General features: G+C 72.4%; 18 protein-coding genes and 1 riboswitch. Of the genes, 13 read left to right on the top strand and 5 right to left on the bottom strand.

The features are described 5' to 3' along the window. The first annotated feature begins 113 nt into the window (after positions 1-113). Positions 114-1,844, top strand: coding sequence for a M28 family peptidase (locus GA0070604_RS09830; RefSeq protein WP_091117576.1), 1,731 nt, complete (start codon positions 114-116; stop codon positions 1,842-1,844). 54 nt (positions 1,845-1,898) lie between these two features. Here the strand turns inward: GA0070604_RS09830 and GA0070604_RS09835 are convergent, their stop codons facing one another. Beyond that, positions 1,899-2,789, bottom strand: coding sequence for a septum formation family protein (locus GA0070604_RS09835; RefSeq protein ID WP_091117579.1), 891 nt, complete (start codon positions 2,787-2,789; stop codon positions 1,899-1,901). A gap of 177 nt (positions 2,790-2,966) precedes the next feature. Between GA0070604_RS09835 and rpe the strand changes: the two genes are divergently transcribed. The 7 genes from rpe to ribH all read left to right on the top strand — a co-directional run bounded on the left by rpe (position 2,967) and on the right by ribH (position 9,314). Then, positions 2,967-3,647 carry a ribulose-phosphate 3-epimerase gene (rpe, locus tag GA0070604_RS09840; protein WP_091117581.1) on the top strand — a complete coding sequence of 227 codons (681 nt, stop codon included), beginning with the start codon at positions 2,967-2,969 and terminating at the stop codon, positions 3,645-3,647. A 1-nt stretch (position 3,648) separates the two neighbouring features. Then, the gene (locus GA0070604_RS09845; RefSeq protein WP_091117584.1) at positions 3,649-4,605 is read left to right on the top strand and encodes a GGDEF domain-containing response regulator; all 957 of its coding nucleotides are present in this window, start codon (positions 3,649-3,651) and stop codon (positions 4,603-4,605) included. 82 nt (positions 4,606-4,687) lie between these two features. Further along, a riboswitch (FMN riboswitch) is annotated at positions 4,688-4,860 on the top strand. A gap of 167 nt (positions 4,861-5,027) precedes the next feature. After that, complete coding sequence (ribD, locus tag GA0070604_RS09850; protein WP_091117586.1) at positions 5,028-6,089, top strand: bifunctional diaminohydroxyphosphoribosylaminopyrimidine deaminase/5-amino-6-(5-phosphoribosylamino)uracil reductase RibD; 1,062 nt, start codon at positions 5,028-5,030, stop codon at positions 6,087-6,089. Positions 6,090-6,091: 2 nt separating this feature from the next. Further along, positions 6,092-6,703 (top strand): riboflavin synthase, encoded by a 612-nt coding sequence (locus GA0070604_RS09855; protein WP_091117588.1) that lies wholly within the window; start codon positions 6,092-6,094, stop codon positions 6,701-6,703. Further along, positions 6,703-7,398, top strand: coding sequence for a nicotinamide riboside transporter PnuC (gene pnuC / locus GA0070604_RS09860; RefSeq protein WP_091117592.1), 696 nt, complete (start codon positions 6,703-6,705; stop codon positions 7,396-7,398). Before GA0070604_RS09855 ends, pnuC begins: the two co-directional genes overlap by 1 nt. A 147-nt stretch (positions 7,399-7,545) precedes the next feature. Beyond that, on the top strand, positions 7,546-8,814 hold the full coding sequence (locus GA0070604_RS09865) for a bifunctional 3,4-dihydroxy-2-butanone-4-phosphate synthase/GTP cyclohydrolase II (RefSeq protein ID WP_091117595.1): 1,269 nt from the start codon (positions 7,546-7,548) through the stop codon (positions 8,812-8,814). A gap of 2 nt (positions 8,815-8,816) precedes the next feature. Next, positions 8,817-9,314, top strand: a complete 498-nt coding sequence (ribH, locus tag GA0070604_RS09870; RefSeq protein ID WP_091117597.1) for a 6,7-dimethyl-8-ribityllumazine synthase — start codon at positions 8,817-8,819, stop codon at positions 9,312-9,314. Between the two features lie 29 nt (positions 9,315-9,343). On the opposite strand, the gene GA0070604_RS09875 is transcribed toward ribH, so the two are convergent. The 4 genes from GA0070604_RS09875 to GA0070604_RS09890 all read right to left on the bottom strand — a co-directional run bounded on the left by GA0070604_RS09875 (position 9,344) and on the right by GA0070604_RS09890 (position 12,478). Further along, positions 9,344-9,721 carry a hypothetical protein gene (locus GA0070604_RS09875; RefSeq protein WP_091117599.1) on the bottom strand — a complete coding sequence of 126 codons (378 nt, stop codon included), beginning with the start codon at positions 9,719-9,721 and terminating at the stop codon, positions 9,344-9,346. A 306-nt stretch (positions 9,722-10,027) separates the two neighbouring features. Then, positions 10,028-10,771, bottom strand: coding sequence for an amino acid ABC transporter ATP-binding protein (locus GA0070604_RS09880; protein ID WP_091117602.1), 744 nt, complete (start codon positions 10,769-10,771; stop codon positions 10,028-10,030). A gap of 1 nt (position 10,772) precedes the next feature. Then, positions 10,773-11,609 carry an amino acid ABC transporter permease gene (locus GA0070604_RS09885; protein ID WP_091127008.1) on the bottom strand — a complete coding sequence of 279 codons (837 nt, stop codon included), beginning with the start codon at positions 11,607-11,609 and terminating at the stop codon, positions 10,773-10,775. Positions 11,610-11,614: 5 nt separating this feature from the next. Continuing rightward, complete coding sequence (locus GA0070604_RS09890; RefSeq protein ID WP_091117604.1) at positions 11,615-12,478, bottom strand: ABC transporter substrate-binding protein; 864 nt, start codon at positions 12,476-12,478, stop codon at positions 11,615-11,617. Between the two features lie 149 nt (positions 12,479-12,627). Here GA0070604_RS09890 and GA0070604_RS09895 point away from each other — a divergent pair, with 149 nt between their 5' ends. The 5 genes from GA0070604_RS09895 to infC all read left to right on the top strand — a co-directional run bounded on the left by GA0070604_RS09895 (position 12,628) and on the right by infC (position 16,240). Continuing rightward, on the top strand, positions 12,628-12,891 hold the full coding sequence (locus GA0070604_RS09895) for a phosphoribosyl-ATP diphosphatase (RefSeq protein WP_091117606.1): 264 nt from the start codon (positions 12,628-12,630) through the stop codon (positions 12,889-12,891). A gap of 49 nt (positions 12,892-12,940) precedes the next feature. Next, a complete protein-coding gene (hisG, locus tag GA0070604_RS09900) occupies positions 12,941-13,786 on the top strand; it encodes an ATP phosphoribosyltransferase (RefSeq protein WP_091117609.1) in 846 nt (281 codons plus the stop codon). Next, complete coding sequence (locus GA0070604_RS09905) at positions 13,774-14,745, top strand: DMT family transporter (protein ID WP_244161807.1); 972 nt, start codon at positions 13,774-13,776, stop codon at positions 14,743-14,745. Before hisG ends, GA0070604_RS09905 begins: the two co-directional genes overlap by 13 nt. A gap of 17 nt (positions 14,746-14,762) precedes the next feature. After that, positions 14,763-15,215 (top strand): PH domain-containing protein, encoded by a 453-nt coding sequence (locus tag GA0070604_RS09910; protein WP_091117614.1) that lies wholly within the window; start codon positions 14,763-14,765, stop codon positions 15,213-15,215. Positions 15,216-15,634: 419 nt separating this feature from the next. After that, positions 15,635-16,240, top strand: coding sequence for a translation initiation factor IF-3 (gene infC, locus GA0070604_RS09915; RefSeq protein ID WP_091117616.1), 606 nt, complete (start codon positions 15,635-15,637; stop codon positions 16,238-16,240). Positions 16,241-16,255 lie beyond the last annotated feature (15 nt).

Here is a 16,255-nt window from a genome sequence, read left to right on the forward strand (position 1 = left end):
TAGATCGGTACATGTAAGTGTTCCGATCGCTGGTTCGTCGGCACCCGGGCTTCACCCGAGCCCAGGGGTCGCGCCCATCCCGTTCGCCCCGCTGACCCCCACGAGGAGTCTCCATGAGACGTCGCACCCCGACCGCGGGCCTCGCGCTCGCCCTCTTCGCCGCGATGACGGCGACCCTGGGCGGGACCTCCGCCTCCGCCGCCCCCGCCCCGGCGGCCGCGCCGACCGCCCTGGCCGCCCCGGACATCTCGGTGACCAACGTGCAGGCCCATCTGGCCCAGTTCAACACCATCGCCACCAGTAACGGCGGCAACCGGCGGGCCGGCTCGGCCGGCTACACCGCCTCGGTGAGCTACGTGAAGTCCAAGCTCCAGGCCGCCGGCTACAGCGTCACCGAGCAGACCTGCACCAGCTGCACCTACCCGGCGAGCAACCTGATCGCCGAGTGGCCGCAGGGCCCGGCCGACCAGATCGTGATGTTCGGCGCCCACCTGGACAGCGTCGCCGCCGGCCCGGGCATCAACGACAACGGCTCCGGCTCGGCCACCCTGCTGGAGAACGCCCTGGTGCTGGCGCAGCAGAACCCGACCATGACCCAGCGGGTCCGGTTCGCCTGGTGGAACGGTGAGGAGCAGGGCCTGCAGGGCTCGAAGTTCTACGTCAACTCGCTGAGCGCCACCCAGAAGAGCTACATCAAGGCGTACTACAACTTCGACATGGTCGCCTCGCCCAACGGCGGCTACTTCATCAACCGGGTCACCTCGACCACGGCCGCGCCGCTGAAGGCGTACTGGGACTCGTTCGGCCTCCAGCCGGAGGAGAACACCGAGGGGCAGGGCCGCTCCGACGACTACTCGTTCGCCAACGCCGGCATCCCCACCTCCGGCTACGCGGCGGGCGCCAGCTACACCAAGACGTCCGCGCAGGCCAGCAAGTGGGGCGGCACCGCCGGGGCGGCGTACGACTCCTGCTACCACAAGGCGTGCGACACCACCGGCAACATCAACGCGACCATCCTCGACCGGGCCGCGGACGGTGTCGCGTACGCGATCTGGCAGCTCGCGGTCGGCGGCACCCCGACCAACGACTTCTCCATCTCGGTGAACCCGACCTCCGGCAGCGTGGTCCGGGGCAGCGCCACCACCGCGACCGTCAGCACCGCCACCACCAGTGGCAGCGCCCAGACCGTCAGCCTCTCCGCCACCGGCGCGCCCAGCGGGGTGACGGTGTCGTTCAGCCCGTCCTCGGTCACCTCGGGCGGTTCGGCCACCATGACGGTCAGCGCCTCGTTGACGGCGACCACCGGGACGTACACCATCACGGTCATCGGCACCGGGCCGACGACCCACAGCACCACCTACAGCCTCACCGTGACCGGCACCGGCGGCTGCACCGGCGGGCAGCTCATCGGCAACGGCGGCTTCGAGTCCGGCAGCACGCCGTGGACGGCGACCTCGGGCGTGATCACCAACGCCCAGGGGCAGCCGGCGCGGACCGGCTCGTACAAGGCGTGGCTGGACGGGTACGGGACGTCGCACACCGACTCGCTGTCGCAGTCGGTGACCCTCCCGACCGGGTGCGCCAGCTACACCCTGGCGTTCTGGCTGCACATCGACACCGCGGAGACCACCTCGTCGACCGCGTACGACAAGCTGACCGTCCAGGTGGGCACGACCACGCTGGCGACGTACTCGAACCTCAACGCCGCCAGCGGCTACACGCAGCGCACCTTCAACCTGGCCGCGTACGCCGGGCAGACGGTGACCCTGAAGTGGACCGGCGTGGAGGACACGTTGTTGCAGACCAGCTTCGTCATCGACGACGTGACGCTTCAGGTCGGCTGACCGACTGCGGGCGGGGTGGGGCCGACCGGCAGCGACGGTCCCACCCGGCCCCGGTCACCGGACCGGCAGCCCCTTGTTGCCGGCGCCCTTCAGCGAGCGGGTCAGCGCCCGGTCGCTCAGCCAGAGGAAGCACTGCACCCCGCGGTTGCCGTCGTTCCACTCCGCCTCGAGCGGGTGGTAGATGATCGTGCCGGCCCGGTACTGCAGGTTGCCGTCGTTGGGCACCTTCACGTACGTCGCGGTCAGCCCGCGGCACGCCTTGTGCGCCCGCTCCGAGCTGCGCTGGAACTCCGCGTACGTGACGTCGGGGAACGGGTAGACGCCGACGAACTCGGCGTGGTGCTTGGCGGTGCAGGCGACCGGCCGCATCTCCTCGATGTCGTCCTTGTTGAGCTTCGGCTCGAAGCAGCCCAGCGCCAGCGGGGAGCCCGGCGCGAGGGCGTCACGCAGGCTGGCGCTGCGCAGGGTGACGTTGGCGTCGTCCAGGCTGTCCACCTCGGAGAGGTCGCAGCGGAACCAGCGGGCCCCGCCGCCCCAGGCCTGCGTCGACGGGAAGACGACCGTGAGCAGCAGCCGTCCCGAGCGCCAGTCGGCGCCGACGGCCTTGCTGACCTGCCGGTCGCACTCGGCGTGCGCGGTCCGCATCCCGGTCGACCCGGCCTTCGGGGGAGTGCTCCGGCCGGCGTCCGCACCGGTCAGCGTCCCCACGTGCAGCGTCTCGGCGCGGTGCGAGGTGGTGCAGTCGATCGGGCCGTAGCCGCTGAGGTATCCGACCTCCTGGATCGTGGCGTGGCAGACCCCGGACTCCGGCACGAATCCCTCGACGGCCGGGAAGGCGGGCCAGTCGTCGGTCAGATCCCGGTCCACCCCGGCCGGGGCGCCGCAGCCGGCCAGCGCCAGCACCGCCGTCGCACCCACGGCGGCCGCCGTCCACCATCGCCGCATCGCACCCGACCTCCCCGTCCACAGTGGCGTGCGCCGCCTGGTGCTGATGAGAAGGGGACCTTCTCCACCGAGGCGTCAGTAAGGGGCCCTTCCCTACACCTCACCCCACGGCGGTGGAGCATACGGCACCGGGGCCGCGCCGCCGACAGCGAACGGCGGCGTTCGTACACTGGCCCGGTGACCGTACCGCCGCCGATCGTCGCGCCGAGCATCCTGGCCGCCGATTTCGCCCGCCTCGCCGACGAGGTCCGTGCCGTCGAACACGCCGCCGACTGGCTCCACGTCGACGTCATGGACAACCACTTCGTGCCGAACCTGACCATCGGGCTACCGGTGGTGCAGAGCCTGCGTGCGGCGACCGAGCTGCCGTTCGACGTGCACCTCATGATCGAGGACCCGCGGCGCTGGGCCCCCGGATACGCCGACGCCGGGGCGTACAACGTCACCTTCCACGCCGAGGCGTGCGACGACCCGGTGGCGCTGGCCAAGGACCTCCGCTCGGCCGGGGCGAAGGCAGGGCTGGCGATCGACCGGGACACCCCGATCGAGCCGTACCTGGAGCTGCTGCCCAGCTTCGACACGCTGCTGATCATGACGATCAAGGCCGGCTTCGGCGGGCAGCGGTTCATCCCGCAGTTGCTGGACAAGGTGCGCACCGCCCGGCGGCACGTGGACAGCGGCCATCTGGAGTTGCGGATCGAGGTCGACGGCGGGATCGCCGCCGACACCATCGAGCAGGCCGCCGCGGCGGGCGCGGACGCCTTCGTCGCCGGCACCGCGGTCTACGGCGCCGACGATCCCGCCGAGGCGGTACGCCGCCTGCGGGGCCTGGCGGAACGCGCGGCCCACGGCGGCTGACGTGGATTCGGCCGACGAGCGACCCGATGTCGTCCTGGTCGTCGACGACGACGAGGACATCGCGCGGTTCGTCGAGTTCAACCTGCGCCTGCACGGCTTCGAGGTGCTGCACGCCGCCGACGGCCAGGAGGCGCTTGAGGTGATCGAGCGGCACCGGCCGGACCTGGCCGTGGTCGACCTGATGATGCCGCGCATCGACGGCCTGGAGCTGACCCGTCGGCTGCGCGCCGACCCGATGACCTCGGCGCTGCCGGTGATCATGCTGACCGCCAAGGGCATGACCGTGGACAAGGTCAACGGCCTCAGCGCCGGCGCCGACGACTACCTGGTGAAACCCTTCGACACCGCCGAGCTGGTCGCCCGGGTCAGCTCCACGTTGCGCCGCAACAAGGAGTTCCGTGAGGTCTCCCCGCTGACCGGGTTGCCCGGCAACAGCCGGATCCGGCGGGAGATCAGCGACCGGGTACGCAGCGGGGTCGACTACGCGGTCGGATACATCGACATCGACCGGTTCAAGAGCGTCAACGACCGGTACGGCTTCGTCCGGGGCGACGAGTTCATCTCCGCCCTGGCCCGCAGCCTGCACCGGGCGGTGGTGTCGATCGGCCTGCCACCGGCGTTCCTCGGCCACGTCGGCGGCGACGACTTCGTCATCGTCTGCGCTCCCAACCAGGTCCGGCCGCTGACCAGCCGGGCGGTGGTCGACTTCGAGAAGGCCGCCGACGCCCTCTACGACCCCACCGACCGGGAGCGCGGCTTCGTCGAGCTGAAGGACCGGCGGGGCAACATCAGGCGGGCCGCCCTGGTCACCCTCTCCATCGGGGTCTCCCTCTCCGACTCCGGCAAGCGCTTCACCAGCCCGCTGGAGGCGATCGCCGTCGCCTCGGAGATGAAGACGGTCGCCAAGAGCCAGCCCGGGTCGTACGTCGCGGTCGACCGCCGGCGCGGGGTCACCTGAACCGGGCATTCCTCGCTGTGAGGTAGCTCGCCTCTCTGGCGCTGCCCCCCACTCGGCGTGTAAGACTTTCGGTATACCCACCACGCGCTGGCGGGGCTCGGTGAAATTCCGAACCGGCGGTGATCCACGGCCCGACCGTGGTAAGCCCGCGACCCGGACGGCTTCGGCCGGAAGGTGGACCTGGTGAGAATCCGGGGCCGACGGTTGGGGTGCGGCTCGTCCGCCCCCAGACAGTCCGGATGGGAGACAGCGCGCGGGACGGGGAGGCCCCTGCCGGCCGCTGGCATCGTCAGCCGTCGCCTGGGCTTCCCGGGGTCGGCGTCGCCGTCCCCGGGTCTCCGCCGCCGCGTGTCCGCGGCATCCGTGCCGTAACCTCCCAGCCCCGCCCGCGCGACCGGCGAGCGAGAGGGCAGGGACAGGCGATGGCGAGCGTCTCCGTCGACGAGGCGATGCGCCGTGCGATCACCCTGGCCGCCCGCGGTCTCGGCACCACCAGCCCCAACCCGGTGGTCGGCTGCGTGCTGCTCGACGCGGCCGGCGAGATCGTCGGCGAGGGCTTCCACGCGTACGCGGGCGGCCCGCACGCCGAGATCGTCGCCCTCGCCCAGGCCGGCAAGCGGGCCCACGGCGGCACCGCCGTGGTCACCCTGGAACCCTGCGACCACACCGGCCGCACCGGCCCGTGCAGCCACGCCCTCATCGCGGCCGGGGTCGCCCGGGTGGTGGTCGCCGTGCCCGATCCCAACCCGGTCGCCTCCGGCGGCGCGGCCACCCTGCGCGCCGCCGGGGTCGAGGTCGAGACGGGGGTACGCGCCGAGGAGGCCGAGGCCGGCAACGTCGCCTGGCTCACCTCGATGCGCCGCGGCTGGCCGTACGTCATCTGGAAGTACGCCGCCACCCTCGACGGGCGGTCCGCCGCCGCCGACGGCACCAGCATGTGGATCACCTCGGAGGCGGCCCGGATCGACGTGCACGCCCTGCGGGGCACCGTCGACGCGGTGATCGCCGGGGTGGGCACCGTGCTCGCCGACGACCCCCGGCTCACCGCCCGCAACCTGCGCGACGGCACCCTGGCCATCCGGCAGCCGCTGCGGGTGGTGGTGGACAGCTCGGGGCGTACCCCGGTCGACGCCCGGGTCCGCGACGGCGCCGCCCCGACCTGGATCGCCACCGCCGACGAGGTCGGCGCCGGCCCGGACGGCCGGGTCGACCTGCCGGCGCTGCTCGCGGAGCTGCACCACCGCGGCGTCCGGGCCGCCCTGCTGGAGGGCGGCCCCCGGCTGGCCGGCGCGTTCCTCGCCGCCGGCCTGGTCGACAAGGTCGTCGGGTACGTCGCGCCGAAGCTGCTCGGCGCCGGCCCGACCGCGCTGCTCGACGCCGGCGTGACCACCATCGCCGACGTCATCGACCTGGAGATCACCGACGTCACGCAGGTCGGTCCCGACCTGCGGATCACCGCGCTGCCCCGGAAGAGGGAGGCCTGAAGATGTTCACCGGCATCGTCGAGGAGCTGGGCGAGGTCATCCGCACCACCGAGACCGGGGGCGACTCCGCGCTGGTCGCCGTTCGCGGCCCGCTGGTCACCTCCGACGCCCGGCACGGCGACTCCATCGCCGTCAACGGGGTCTGCCTGACCGTGGTCGACGTCGACGGGGACGTGTTCACCGCCGACGTGATGGGGGAGACCCTGCGCCGCACCGCGCTCGGCGCGTTGCGTCCGGGTGACCCGGTCAACCTGGAGCGGGCCGCCGCGCTGAACAGCCGGCTCGGCGGGCACCTGGTCCAGGGCCACGTCGACGGGGTCGGCGAGATCCTCTCCCGGGAGCCGGCCGAGCAGTGGGAGACGGTCCGTTTCCGGCTGCCCGCCTCGCTGTCCCGGTACGTGGTGGAGAAGGGCTCGATCACCGTCGACGGCGTGTCGCTGACCGTCGCCGGGGTCGGCGACGACTGGTTCGCCGTCGGGCTGATCCCCACCACCCTCAAGCTCACCACCCTCGGCGCCAAGGGCGTCGGAGACCCGGTCAACCTTGAGGTGGACGTGCTGGCCAAGTACGTCGAGCGGCTGCTCGGCGACCGCCTCATCGGAGGCGACCGCTGATGGGCCCGCTCGGCTGGCTGCTCGACGCCCAGCTCCAGGTCGCCGGTTCGGCGGTGCTGGTCCGGGAGATCGTCGGCAACGTCTTCGGCCTGGGCTCCGCGCTGTTCGGGCTGCGCCGGCTGGTCTGGGCCTGGCCGATCGGCATGATCGGCAACGCGCTGCTGTTCACCGTGTTCCTCGGCGGCGCCTTCGCCACCCCGCAGGCACACGACCTCTACGGCCAGGCCGGCCGCCAGGTCTTCTTCTTCACGGTGAGCCTGTACGGCTGGTGGCGCTGGTCGCGCAACCGTCGCGCTGGTTCGGGGGAGCAGCCGGCGGTCACCCCGCGCTGGGCCACCGGCCGGGAGCGGCTCGGCCTGCTCGTCGCCGCGGTGGTCGGCACCGCGGCCGCGTACCCGGTGCTGGCCGCGCTCGGCTCGTGGGGGCCGCTGCCCGACGCCTGGATCCTGACCGGCAGCCTGCTCGCGACGTACGGCATGGCCCGTGGCTGGGTGGAGTTCTGGCTGATCTGGATCGCGGTCGACGCGGTCGGCGTGCCGCTGCTGCTGCGCGGCGGCTTCTATCCGTCGGCCGTCATGTACCTGGTCTACGGCGGGTTCTGTGCCGCCGGACTGGCCGCCTGGTGGCGTACCTCGCGGGCCACGACGCCGGCCCGCACCCAGACCCCGCCGACCTACTCGGAGGCCGTGGCATGAGCGAGCGAATCGTCAGGCTCAGTTCTTGGGTGCCTCATGGCGGCACGGAGCGAAGCGGAGTGCCGGCATGAGCGAGCGCAGCGAGCGAATCATCAGGCTCAGTCTTTTGGTGCCTCATGGCGGCACGGAGCGAAGCGGAGTGCCGGCATGAGCACGAGGTTCGGATCCATCGAGCAGGCGGTGGCGGACATCGCCGCCGGCCGGCCCGTCGTCGTGGTCGACGACGAGGACCGGGAGAACGAGGGCGACCTGATCTTCGCGGCCGAGTTGGCCACCCCGGAGCTGCTCGCGTTCATGGTCCGCCACACCTCGGGCTACATCTGCGTGCCGCTCACCGAAAGCGAGTGCGACCGGCTGGACCTGCCGCCCATGCACCACACCAACCAGGACCGGCGCGGCACCGCGTACACGGTGACCGTGGACGCCCGGGAAGGGGTCAGTACCGGGATCTCGGCGGCCGACCGGTCACACACCATCCGGCTGCTCGCCGACGCGGGCACCGACCCGACCGACCTGGCCCGACCCGGGCACGTGGTGCCGCTGCGGGCCCGGGAGGGCGGGGTGCTGCGCCGGCCCGGCCACACCGAGGCGGCCGTGGACCTGACCCGGCTGGCCGGGCTGCGCCCGGCCGGGGTGCTCTGCGAGCTGGTCAACGACGACGGCACCATGATGCGCCTGCCGGACCTGGAGAAGTTCTGCGCCGAGCACGGGCTGACCCTGATCACCATCGCCGACCTGATCGCGTACCGGCGGCGCACCGAGAAGCAGGTGGAGCAGGTCGCCGAGGCGCGGATGCCCACCCCGTACGGGGTGTTCCGGGCGCTCGGCTACCGCAGCGAGCACGACCCGGCCGAGCACGTCGCGCTGGTCATGGGCGACCTCGGTGACGGCGCGGACGTGCTGGTCCGGGTGCACTCCGAGTGCCTGACCGGCGACGTGTTCGGCTCGCTGCGCTGCGACTGCGGCCCGCAGTTGCAGGCGGCCCTGGCCCGGGTCGCCCAGGAGGGGCGCGGCGTGGTGCTCTACGTGCGCGGGCACGAGGGGCGCGGGATCGGGCTGCTGCACAAGCTCCAGGCGTACCAGCTTCAGGACCAGGGGCGCGACACCGTGGACGCGAACCTCGACCTGGGGCTGCCCGCCGACGCCCGGGACTACGGCACCGGCGCGCAGATCCTTTACGACCTCGGCGTGCGCTCGATGCGGCTGCTGACGAACAACCCGGCCAAGCGTGCCGGCCTGGAGGGGTACGGCCTCACGGTGAGCGGCCGCGAGGGGCTGCCCGTCCGGTCGAACCCGGAGAACGTGCGCTACCTGCGGACCAAGCGGGACCGGATGGGCCACCTCCTGGAGGGGCTGGACGAGGTGACCGAGGCGCCGATGGGCCGTACGGTCGCCGGCGACGAGATCGGAGCATAGCGATGGCAGGGTTCGGGGAACCGGGCGTCACCTCGGTGGAGGCGGCCGGGCTGACCGTCGGCATCGTGGCCGCGCGCTGGCACGGCGACCTCACCGACCACATGGTCGACCGGGCGGTGGCCGCCGCTGAGGCGTGCGGTGCCCGGCCCGTGGTGGCCCGGGTGGCCGGCTCGGTGGAACTGCCCGTGGTGGCCCAGGCGATGGCCCGCCGGTACGACGTGGTGGTCGCCCTCGGCGTGGTGGTCCGGGGTGCCACGGCCCACTTCGACTACGTCTGCAAGTCGGTGACCGAGGGGCTGACCCGGGTCGCGCTGGACGAGGGCAAGCCGGTGGCGCACGGGGTGCTCACCGTGGACACCATCGAGCAGGCCCGGGACCGGGCCGGCCTGCCCGGGTCGGCCGAGGACAAGGGCTGGGCGGCCACCGTGGCGGCCCTGGACGCCGCCCTGGCCATCCGCGGCCTCGACGCCACCAACGGCCACCGCGTCGGCTTCGCCTGACCGGTGGCCCGTGGCCGCCCGGTCGGTCGCTACCTGGGGGCCGGTGCGGCCTCGACCGGCTCGGCGGCCGGCGTGGCGTCGGCCGGGGCGGTGAGGCGGCGGCCAGTGAGCAGGTAGCCGGCCGCGACCAGCAGCACCGCCGCGATCGCCCCGTACAGCAGGCGGTAGTCGACCAGACCGACCAGGAGCGCGCCAGCCCCGATCGCCACCGCCTGCGGCCCGCTGGCCAACGCGTCCAGCGCGGCCGAGACCCGGCCGACCAGGTTTGGCGGGGTACGTCGCTGGATCAACGTCATGGTGCCCACCATCGACATCGGCAGCCCGAGACCGATCAGCATGATGCCGACGAAGGCGAGCACCAGGCCCGGACGGACCATGGCCAGGGCGCCTGCGGCGAGGACGGCCACGCCGAGCGCCTCCTGAATGGTGGGAACGGTTGACGGAGATCAAGGCGCCGACCCGGGTGGTGGCCGGCGGTCCGGCCAGCCGCCTGCCGCAGGACCGGCTCGCCGCGATGGCCGCCCGGATGCCCGCCGGCGAGCTGGCGACGATCGACGCCGGGCACGCGGTGCCCGCTACCCGCCCGACGAGTTCCACGCGGCGGTACGCGCCTTCCTCGCCTGATCGACTCGGTGTGCGGCAAGTGGTGGTCTCGTGCTCTGTTTTGACCACAACCTGCCGCAAGCGGAGTTGATCAAGTAGGTCGGGGGCCGTCAGAGCCGGCCGGCCTCGATGATCCGGCTGAGGAACTGCCGGGTACGCGGCTGCGTCGGCTCGCCGAGCACCTGCGCCGGCGGCCCGGCCTCCACCACCCGGCCCCCGTCGAGGAAGCAGACCTGGTCGGCGACGTCGCGGGCGAACCCCATCTCGTGGGTGGCCAGCACCATGGTCATCCCGTCGGCCTTCAGCTCGCGGATCAACGTCAGCACCTCGCCCACCAGTTCCGGGTCCAGGGCCGAGGTGACCTCGTCCAGCAGCATCAGCCGGGGGGAGTTGGCCAGCGCCCGCACGATGGCCACCCGCTGCTGCTGCCCGCCGGAGAGCCGATCCGGGTACGCGTCCGCCTTCTCGCCCAACCCCACCCGGTCGAGCAACTCCCGAGCCTGGTCCTCGGCCTCCGCGCGGGCCCGCCGGTGCACCCGACGCGGTGCCAGGGTGATGTTCTGCAGCACGGTCAGGTGCGGGAAGAGGTTGTACGACTGGAAGACCATGCCGATCCGGCGGCGGACCAGGTCGGGGTCGACCCGGGGGTCGGAGATGTCCTCCCCGTCCAGCTCGATGGTGCCGTCGTCCAGCTCCTCCAGCAGGTTGACGCAGCGCAGCAGGGTCGACTTGCCCGATCCGGACGCCCCGATGAGCGCCACCACCTGATGTTCCTGGACGGTCAGGTCGAGCCCGTCGAGCACCACGTGGCCACCGAACTCCTTGCGCAGCCCTCGGCAGTTCAGCACGGACATGTCAGCCTCCGGACTGGCGTCGGGCCGCGCGCAGCGTCACCCAGTCGGTGACCGCGATCAGCGGGATGGCGAGCAGCACGAACAACACCCCGGCCAGGATGTACGGGGTGAAGTTGAAGCTCTGCGCGGTGGCGATCTGGGCGGCGCGTACGGCGTCGATCGGCCCGGCCAGGGAGACCAGGCCCACGTCCTTCTGCAACGCCACCACGTCGTTGAGCAGCGGCGGGGCGACCCGGCGGACGGCCTGCGGCAGCACCACGTGCCGCATGGTCTGCCGGTAGGTCAGCCCGAGCGACCGGGCCGCGGCGAGCTGGCTCGGGTGCACCGACTCGATGCCGGCCCGGAAGACCTCGGCCAGGTACCCGCTGTAGGTGAGCACCAGCGCGAGGCCGCCGAGCACCAGCACCGGTGGCATTCCCTGCAACCGCAGGCCCGGCACGCCCAGCGTCAGCACGTAGAGCACGATGATCAGCGGCAGGCCCCGGAAGGTGTACGTGTAGCCGGTGGCGAGCGCCCGTACCGGGAAGAAGACCGGGCCGCGCAGGGTGCGCAGGAGCGCGATGACCAGCCCGAGCAGCAGCGCGCCGGCCGCGCAGCAGACCAGCAGCCGGACGTTGAGCCAGAGCCCGTCGAGCACCGCCGGCAGGGCGTCCCGGGCGATCGCCGGGTCCAGGAACGACGTGCGGACCCGGTCCCAACCCGGTGCGCCGGTGACGGCGGTGACCAGCAGCGTGCCGAGCGCCGCCGTGGAGGAGGCGGCGACCAGCACGCTGCGTACGGTCTGTCGGCGTCGGTACGCGGTCCGCCGCTGTTGGGCGGCCGAGGGGGCGTGGAGCAGCAGGCTCACGTGAGCTCGCGCGCTCCGGCCGCCTGGGCGAGCCACTTCTGCTGGAGTTCGGTGAGGGTGCCGGCCTTGGTGAGCTGGCTGATGGCGTCGTTGACGCACGGGGTGAGCGGGGAGTCCTTGTCCAGCAGCAGCCCGAACGCCTCGGGCGCGCCGACCTGCGGCACCTGGCCGACGATGGTGGCGTCGGTGAGTTCCGCGCCGGTCATGTAGAAGGCGGTCGGCAGGTCCACCACCAGGCCGTCGAGCTGTCCGTTCTGCAGCGCCTTCTTGGCGTCGTCGTTGTTGTTGAAGACCTGTGGCTTCCGGGTCGGCTTGATCACGTCGGTGATCGCCTGGTAGCTGGTGGTGCCGACCTGGGCCCCGAGGGTGGCGTTCTTCAGGTCGGCCAGCGAGTTCTTTCCGGCGATCTTGGAGGATTTCAGCGCGATCACGGTCTGCCGCACCAGGTAGTAGGGCGCGGAGAAGTCGACCGCCTGCTTGCGCTCGTCGGTGATGGAGAACTGGTTGATGTCGAAGTCGAAGGTCTTCGGCCCGGGGGCGATGGCGGCGTCGAACTTCACCCGGGTCCAGGTGACGTCCTCGCGGGCGTACCCGAGCTTCTCGGCCACCGCGTACGCCACGGCCGCCTCGTAGCCCTCCCCGTTGTCCGGCTTGTTGCCGCGGAACCACGGCTCGTACGCCGGCTCGTCGGTGGCGATGGTGAGCTTGCCGGTGGTCCGCGTCGGCATCTTGTCCTTCGTGCAGGCCGCGGCGGGAGGGTTCGGGGTGGGGGACGGATCGTCCTGGGGCGCGCAGGCGGCGACCGCGGCGAGCACGGCGCCGGCCGCGCCGAGAGCGAGGATGCGAGGGGTATTTACCATGGTCAACATGGTAGGGCCACGGGGCGTGCGAGGCCGAGACCTGTCCCACAGTTGTGGATCAAGTTCGGTCGGTCGGGCCGTCCCGACCACCGGGCCGGGCCGGACCCGCCGCACGCGGCCGCGTCGGCGAGCTGGAAGAATCGCCTTCCGTGAAGACGTTCGAGGAGCTGTTCGCCGAGCTGCAGGCCAAGGCCGCCGCCGGCACCCCGGGCTCGGGCACGGTCGCCGCGCTCGAAAAGGGGGTGCACTTCATCGGCAAGAAGGTCGTCGAGGAGGCGGCCGAGTCGTGGATGGCCGCCGAGCACGAGGGGCCCGAGCGGGCCGCCGAGGAGATCTCCCAGCTGCTCTACCAGGTCCAGGTGCTGATGCTCGCCACCGGTCTTGAGCTCAAGGACGTCTACCGACATCTGTGAGTGTTCCCGCCCGCTGATCATTCCGATCGATCGAAGGAGCACTCCACCCATGCTGCGTGTCGCCGTACCCAACAAGGGCGCCCTGGCCGAGTCGGCCGCCCAGATTCTGCGCGAGGCGGGCTACCGCCAGCGCACCGACCCGAAGGACCTGGTCTGCCGGGACGAGTCCAACGATCTCGAATTCTTCTACCTCCGCCCCAAGGACATCGCCACCTACGTCGGCTCCGGTGACCTCGACGTCGGCATCACCGGACGCGATCTGCTGGTCGACTCCGGCGCGCCGGCCGAGGAGGTCGTCGACCTGAACTTCGGCCGCGCGACGTTCCGGTTCGCGGCCCGCCCCGAGGACGTGGACTCCGTCCAGCAGCTCGGCGGGCACCGGATCGCCACCGCGTACCCGGGCCTGGTCGAGCGGCACCTGGCGGAGTTGGGCATCAAGGCCGAGGTGATCCGCCTCGACGGCGCGGTGGAGAACGCCATCCGTCTCGGCGTGGCCGACGTGGTCGCCGACGTGGTGGAGACCGGCGCCACGCTGCGCCAGGCCGGGCTCGTGGTGTTCGGGGAGCCGCTGCTGCGCTCCTCGGCCGTGCTGGTCCGCCGGATCGGCGCTCCCGGCTGTGCCCAGGCGGACCAGTTGCTGCGCCGGCTGCACGGCGTGCTGGTCGCCCGGCGTTACGTGATGCTGGCCTACGACGTGCCGGCCGGGTTGCTCGACCGGGCCAGCTCGCTGACCCCCGGCATCGAGTCGCCGACCGTCTCCCCGCTGCACCGCGAGGGCTGGGTCGCCGTGCAGGCGATGGTCCTGAGCGACGACGTGCACCGGATCATGGACGAGCTCTACGAGCTGGGCGCGCGGGCGATCCTGGTCACCAACATCCACGCGTGCCGATTGTGAGACCGCTGTCGGCCCCGGCCGCCCTGTCGCTGGTCGTCCTCGGCGGGGTGGCCTCGGCCGCACAGGGCGCCGTCAACGCCGAGCTGGGGCAGCGGGCCGGCGCCCCGGTGCTCGGCGCCGTGGTCAACAACCTCGGCGGCTGCCTCCTCGTCCTGGTCGGGCTGGTCGCCCTTCCCTCGATGCGGGCCGGGCTGGTCGCGCTGCGCCGGGCCGGCCTGCCCTGGTGGTCGTATCTGGGCGGGCTCGGCGGCGCGGCGATCGTGGTGATCGCCACGTACGTCGTGCCGGTGCTCGGGGTGGCCGTGTTCACCATTGCCCAGGTGACCGGTGGCAGCCTGGGCGGGCTGGCCGTGGACCGGGTCGGCCTGTCCCCGGTGGGGCGGCTGTCGCTCACCGCGCCCCGGGTCGCCGGAGGGCTGCTCGGCATCGCCGCGGTCGCCCTCGCCCAGCTCGGCCGTCCGGTCGGTGATCTGGCGGTGGGGCTGGTCCTGCTCGCGGTCGCCGGTGGGCTGGCGGTGGCCCTGCAGTCCGCGCTGAACGGCCGGGTCTCCGCCGCCGGGACCACGGCGGCCAGCATCGCGGTCAACTTCGCCGTCAGCACCCCGCCCATCTTCGCCGTGGCCGCGCTGGTCGGGGCGTTCACCGCCGGGCCGCACTGGCCGGGGCAGTGGTGGCTGTACGTGGGCGGCCTGCTCGGGGTCGCTATCGTGCTCGCCCTGTTGGTCGGCGTACGCGCGGCCGGGGTGCTGCGGACCGGCCTGGCGCTGGTCGCCGGGCAGCTCGGCGGTGCACTGGTGCTGGATCTGGCGCTGCCCGGCGGCGCCGGGGCGCGCTGGCCGGTGCTGGCCGGCGCCGGGCTCACCGCGGTGGCGGTGCTGGTGGCCGGCCTGTCGAGGCGGGCACCCGTCAGTGTGGCGGCGGAACGCGCGCCGGAGCCGGGTGGCAGACTGGTCGCGTGAGCGAGCGGAGCGATTCAGTGGTGACCGTGCGGCCCCGGCGGATCCGGCTGGTCTGCTGGGTGTCGGCTGCCCTCCTGCTGGTGGTGTTCAGCCTGGTGGCCACCTCGCTGACCGGCGGCACCGGCAACGGCTACGGCACGTTCCAGCGGGGCGACCAGATCGCCATGATCGGGCTGGGTGTCTTCGGCGCCCTGGGCATCCTGCTCTTCACCCGTCCCCGGGTCGTGGCCGACGCCAAGGGCGTCCGGGTCCGCAACGTGCTCGGCTCGCACGAGCTGCCCTGGGAGGTCATCCGCGGGGTCCGGTTCGACCGCGGTGCCCCGTGGGCCAGCCTGGAGCTGCACGACGACGACCTGCTGCCGATGATCGCCCTCCAGGCCGCCGACAAGGAGCGCGCGGTCGAGGGCGTACGCGCCCTGCGCCGCCTCCACCAGGCCCACCTGGCCTCCCTCACCAACACCCCCCGCTGACCCGTACGCACACCTCCGGGGAAAGCGTTGCCTCCGAACGCTGGGCGGCGGCACTTTCGGGGAAGCTGGGCGGATCTTGAGGGTGTGACCCGCCATGCGGAGGTGGTTTGAGGGTGGGTGGGGTGAGGGTGTAGTGTTGCGAGGTCGACCAGACTGCCTCCGTCCCTGACGTGCGGGCGGTCTTGAAGCGGAGCGCCTGCTCCCACCCGAGTCGCCGCGAAGGTGGCCGGGTCCGGTCCCCCGGTTCCGGGCACGTCCCGGTCCCGGATGCGCGATCATGTGATCGTGCCGACCGGTCGAGTGGGCCCTGGCGTGCGCCGGGGCCTTCTGCTTTCCGGGTCGGCTCCCGCCCGGGAGCCCGCGGAGTCGGCACCGTAGGAGACTCGACTCGAGGAGGCCCCATCAGCGTCGAACCACGCGTGAACGAGCAGATCCGGGCACGTGAGGTCCGACTGGTCGGCCCTGAAGGTGAGCAGGTGGGCATCGTCCCGCTGGAGCGCGCCCTTCAGCTGGCCGCGGACGTCGACCTGGACCTGGTCGAGGTTGCGCCGATGGCGCGCCCGCCGGTGTGCAAGCTCATGGACTTCGGCAAGTTCAAGTACGAGAGCGCACTGAAGGCGCGCGAAGCGCGGCGTAACCAGCAGCAGACCGTCATCAAGGAGATGAAGCTCCGGCCGAAGATCGACCCGCACGACTACGAGACCAAAAAGGGTCACGTGGTGCGGTTCCTCAAGGCCGGCGACAAGGTCAAGGTGACGATCATGTTCCGCGGTCGCGAGCAGAGCCGCCCGGAGCTGGGTTACCGGCTCCTGCGCCGGCTTGAGTCCGAGATCTCGGAGCTGGGGTACGTCGAGGCCGCGCCGAAGCAGGACGGCCGTAACATGATCATGGTGCTCGCGCCGCACCGCGCCGTGAAGGCGTCCGCCACGGCGGCCCGCGGCGGCGCGCCGCGCGAGCGGGAAGCGGGTGCCGCCGAGGCGCCTCCGGCCGAGGCGGCCGGGCCCGCCGGGACCACCGGCGAGTAACAGGGGAGAAGACGT

The organism is Micromonospora eburnea, from assembly GCF_900090225.1.
Taxonomy (GTDB): Bacteria; Actinomycetota; Actinomycetes; order Mycobacteriales; family Micromonosporaceae; genus Micromonospora; species Micromonospora eburnea.

What these genes read in the sequence shown, in the direction of transcription:
- GA0070604_RS09865 (WP_091117595.1), top strand. Translation starts at nt 7,546, where the DNA reads ATGAGCACGAGGTTCGGATCCATCGAGCAGGCGGTGGCGGACATCGCC.
- GA0070604_RS09830 (WP_091117576.1), top strand. Translation starts at nt 114, where the DNA reads ATGAGACGTCGCACCCCGACCGCGGGCCTCGCGCTCGCCCTCTTCGCC.
- GA0070604_RS09890 (WP_091117604.1), bottom strand. Translation starts at nt 12,478, where the DNA reads ATGGTAAATACCCCTCGCATCCTCGCTCTCGGCGCGGCCGGCGCCGTG.
- ribD (WP_091117586.1), top strand. Translation starts at nt 5,028, where the DNA reads ATGGCGAGCGTCTCCGTCGACGAGGCGATGCGCCGTGCGATCACCCTG.
- hisG (WP_091117609.1), top strand. Translation starts at nt 12,941, where the DNA reads ATGCTGCGTGTCGCCGTACCCAACAAGGGCGCCCTGGCCGAGTCGGCC.
- ribH (WP_091117597.1), top strand. Translation starts at nt 8,817, where the DNA reads ATGGCAGGGTTCGGGGAACCGGGCGTCACCTCGGTGGAGGCGGCCGGG.
- GA0070604_RS09855 (WP_091117588.1), top strand. Translation starts at nt 6,092, where the DNA reads ATGTTCACCGGCATCGTCGAGGAGCTGGGCGAGGTCATCCGCACCACC.
- GA0070604_RS09835 (WP_091117579.1), bottom strand. Translation starts at nt 2,789, where the DNA reads ATGCGGCGATGGTGGACGGCGGCCGCCGTGGGTGCGACGGCGGTGCTG.
- GA0070604_RS09880 (WP_091117602.1), bottom strand. Translation starts at nt 10,771, where the DNA reads ATGTCCGTGCTGAACTGCCGAGGGCTGCGCAAGGAGTTCGGTGGCCAC.
- pnuC (WP_091117592.1), top strand. Translation starts at nt 6,703, where the DNA reads ATGGGCCCGCTCGGCTGGCTGCTCGACGCCCAGCTCCAGGTCGCCGGT.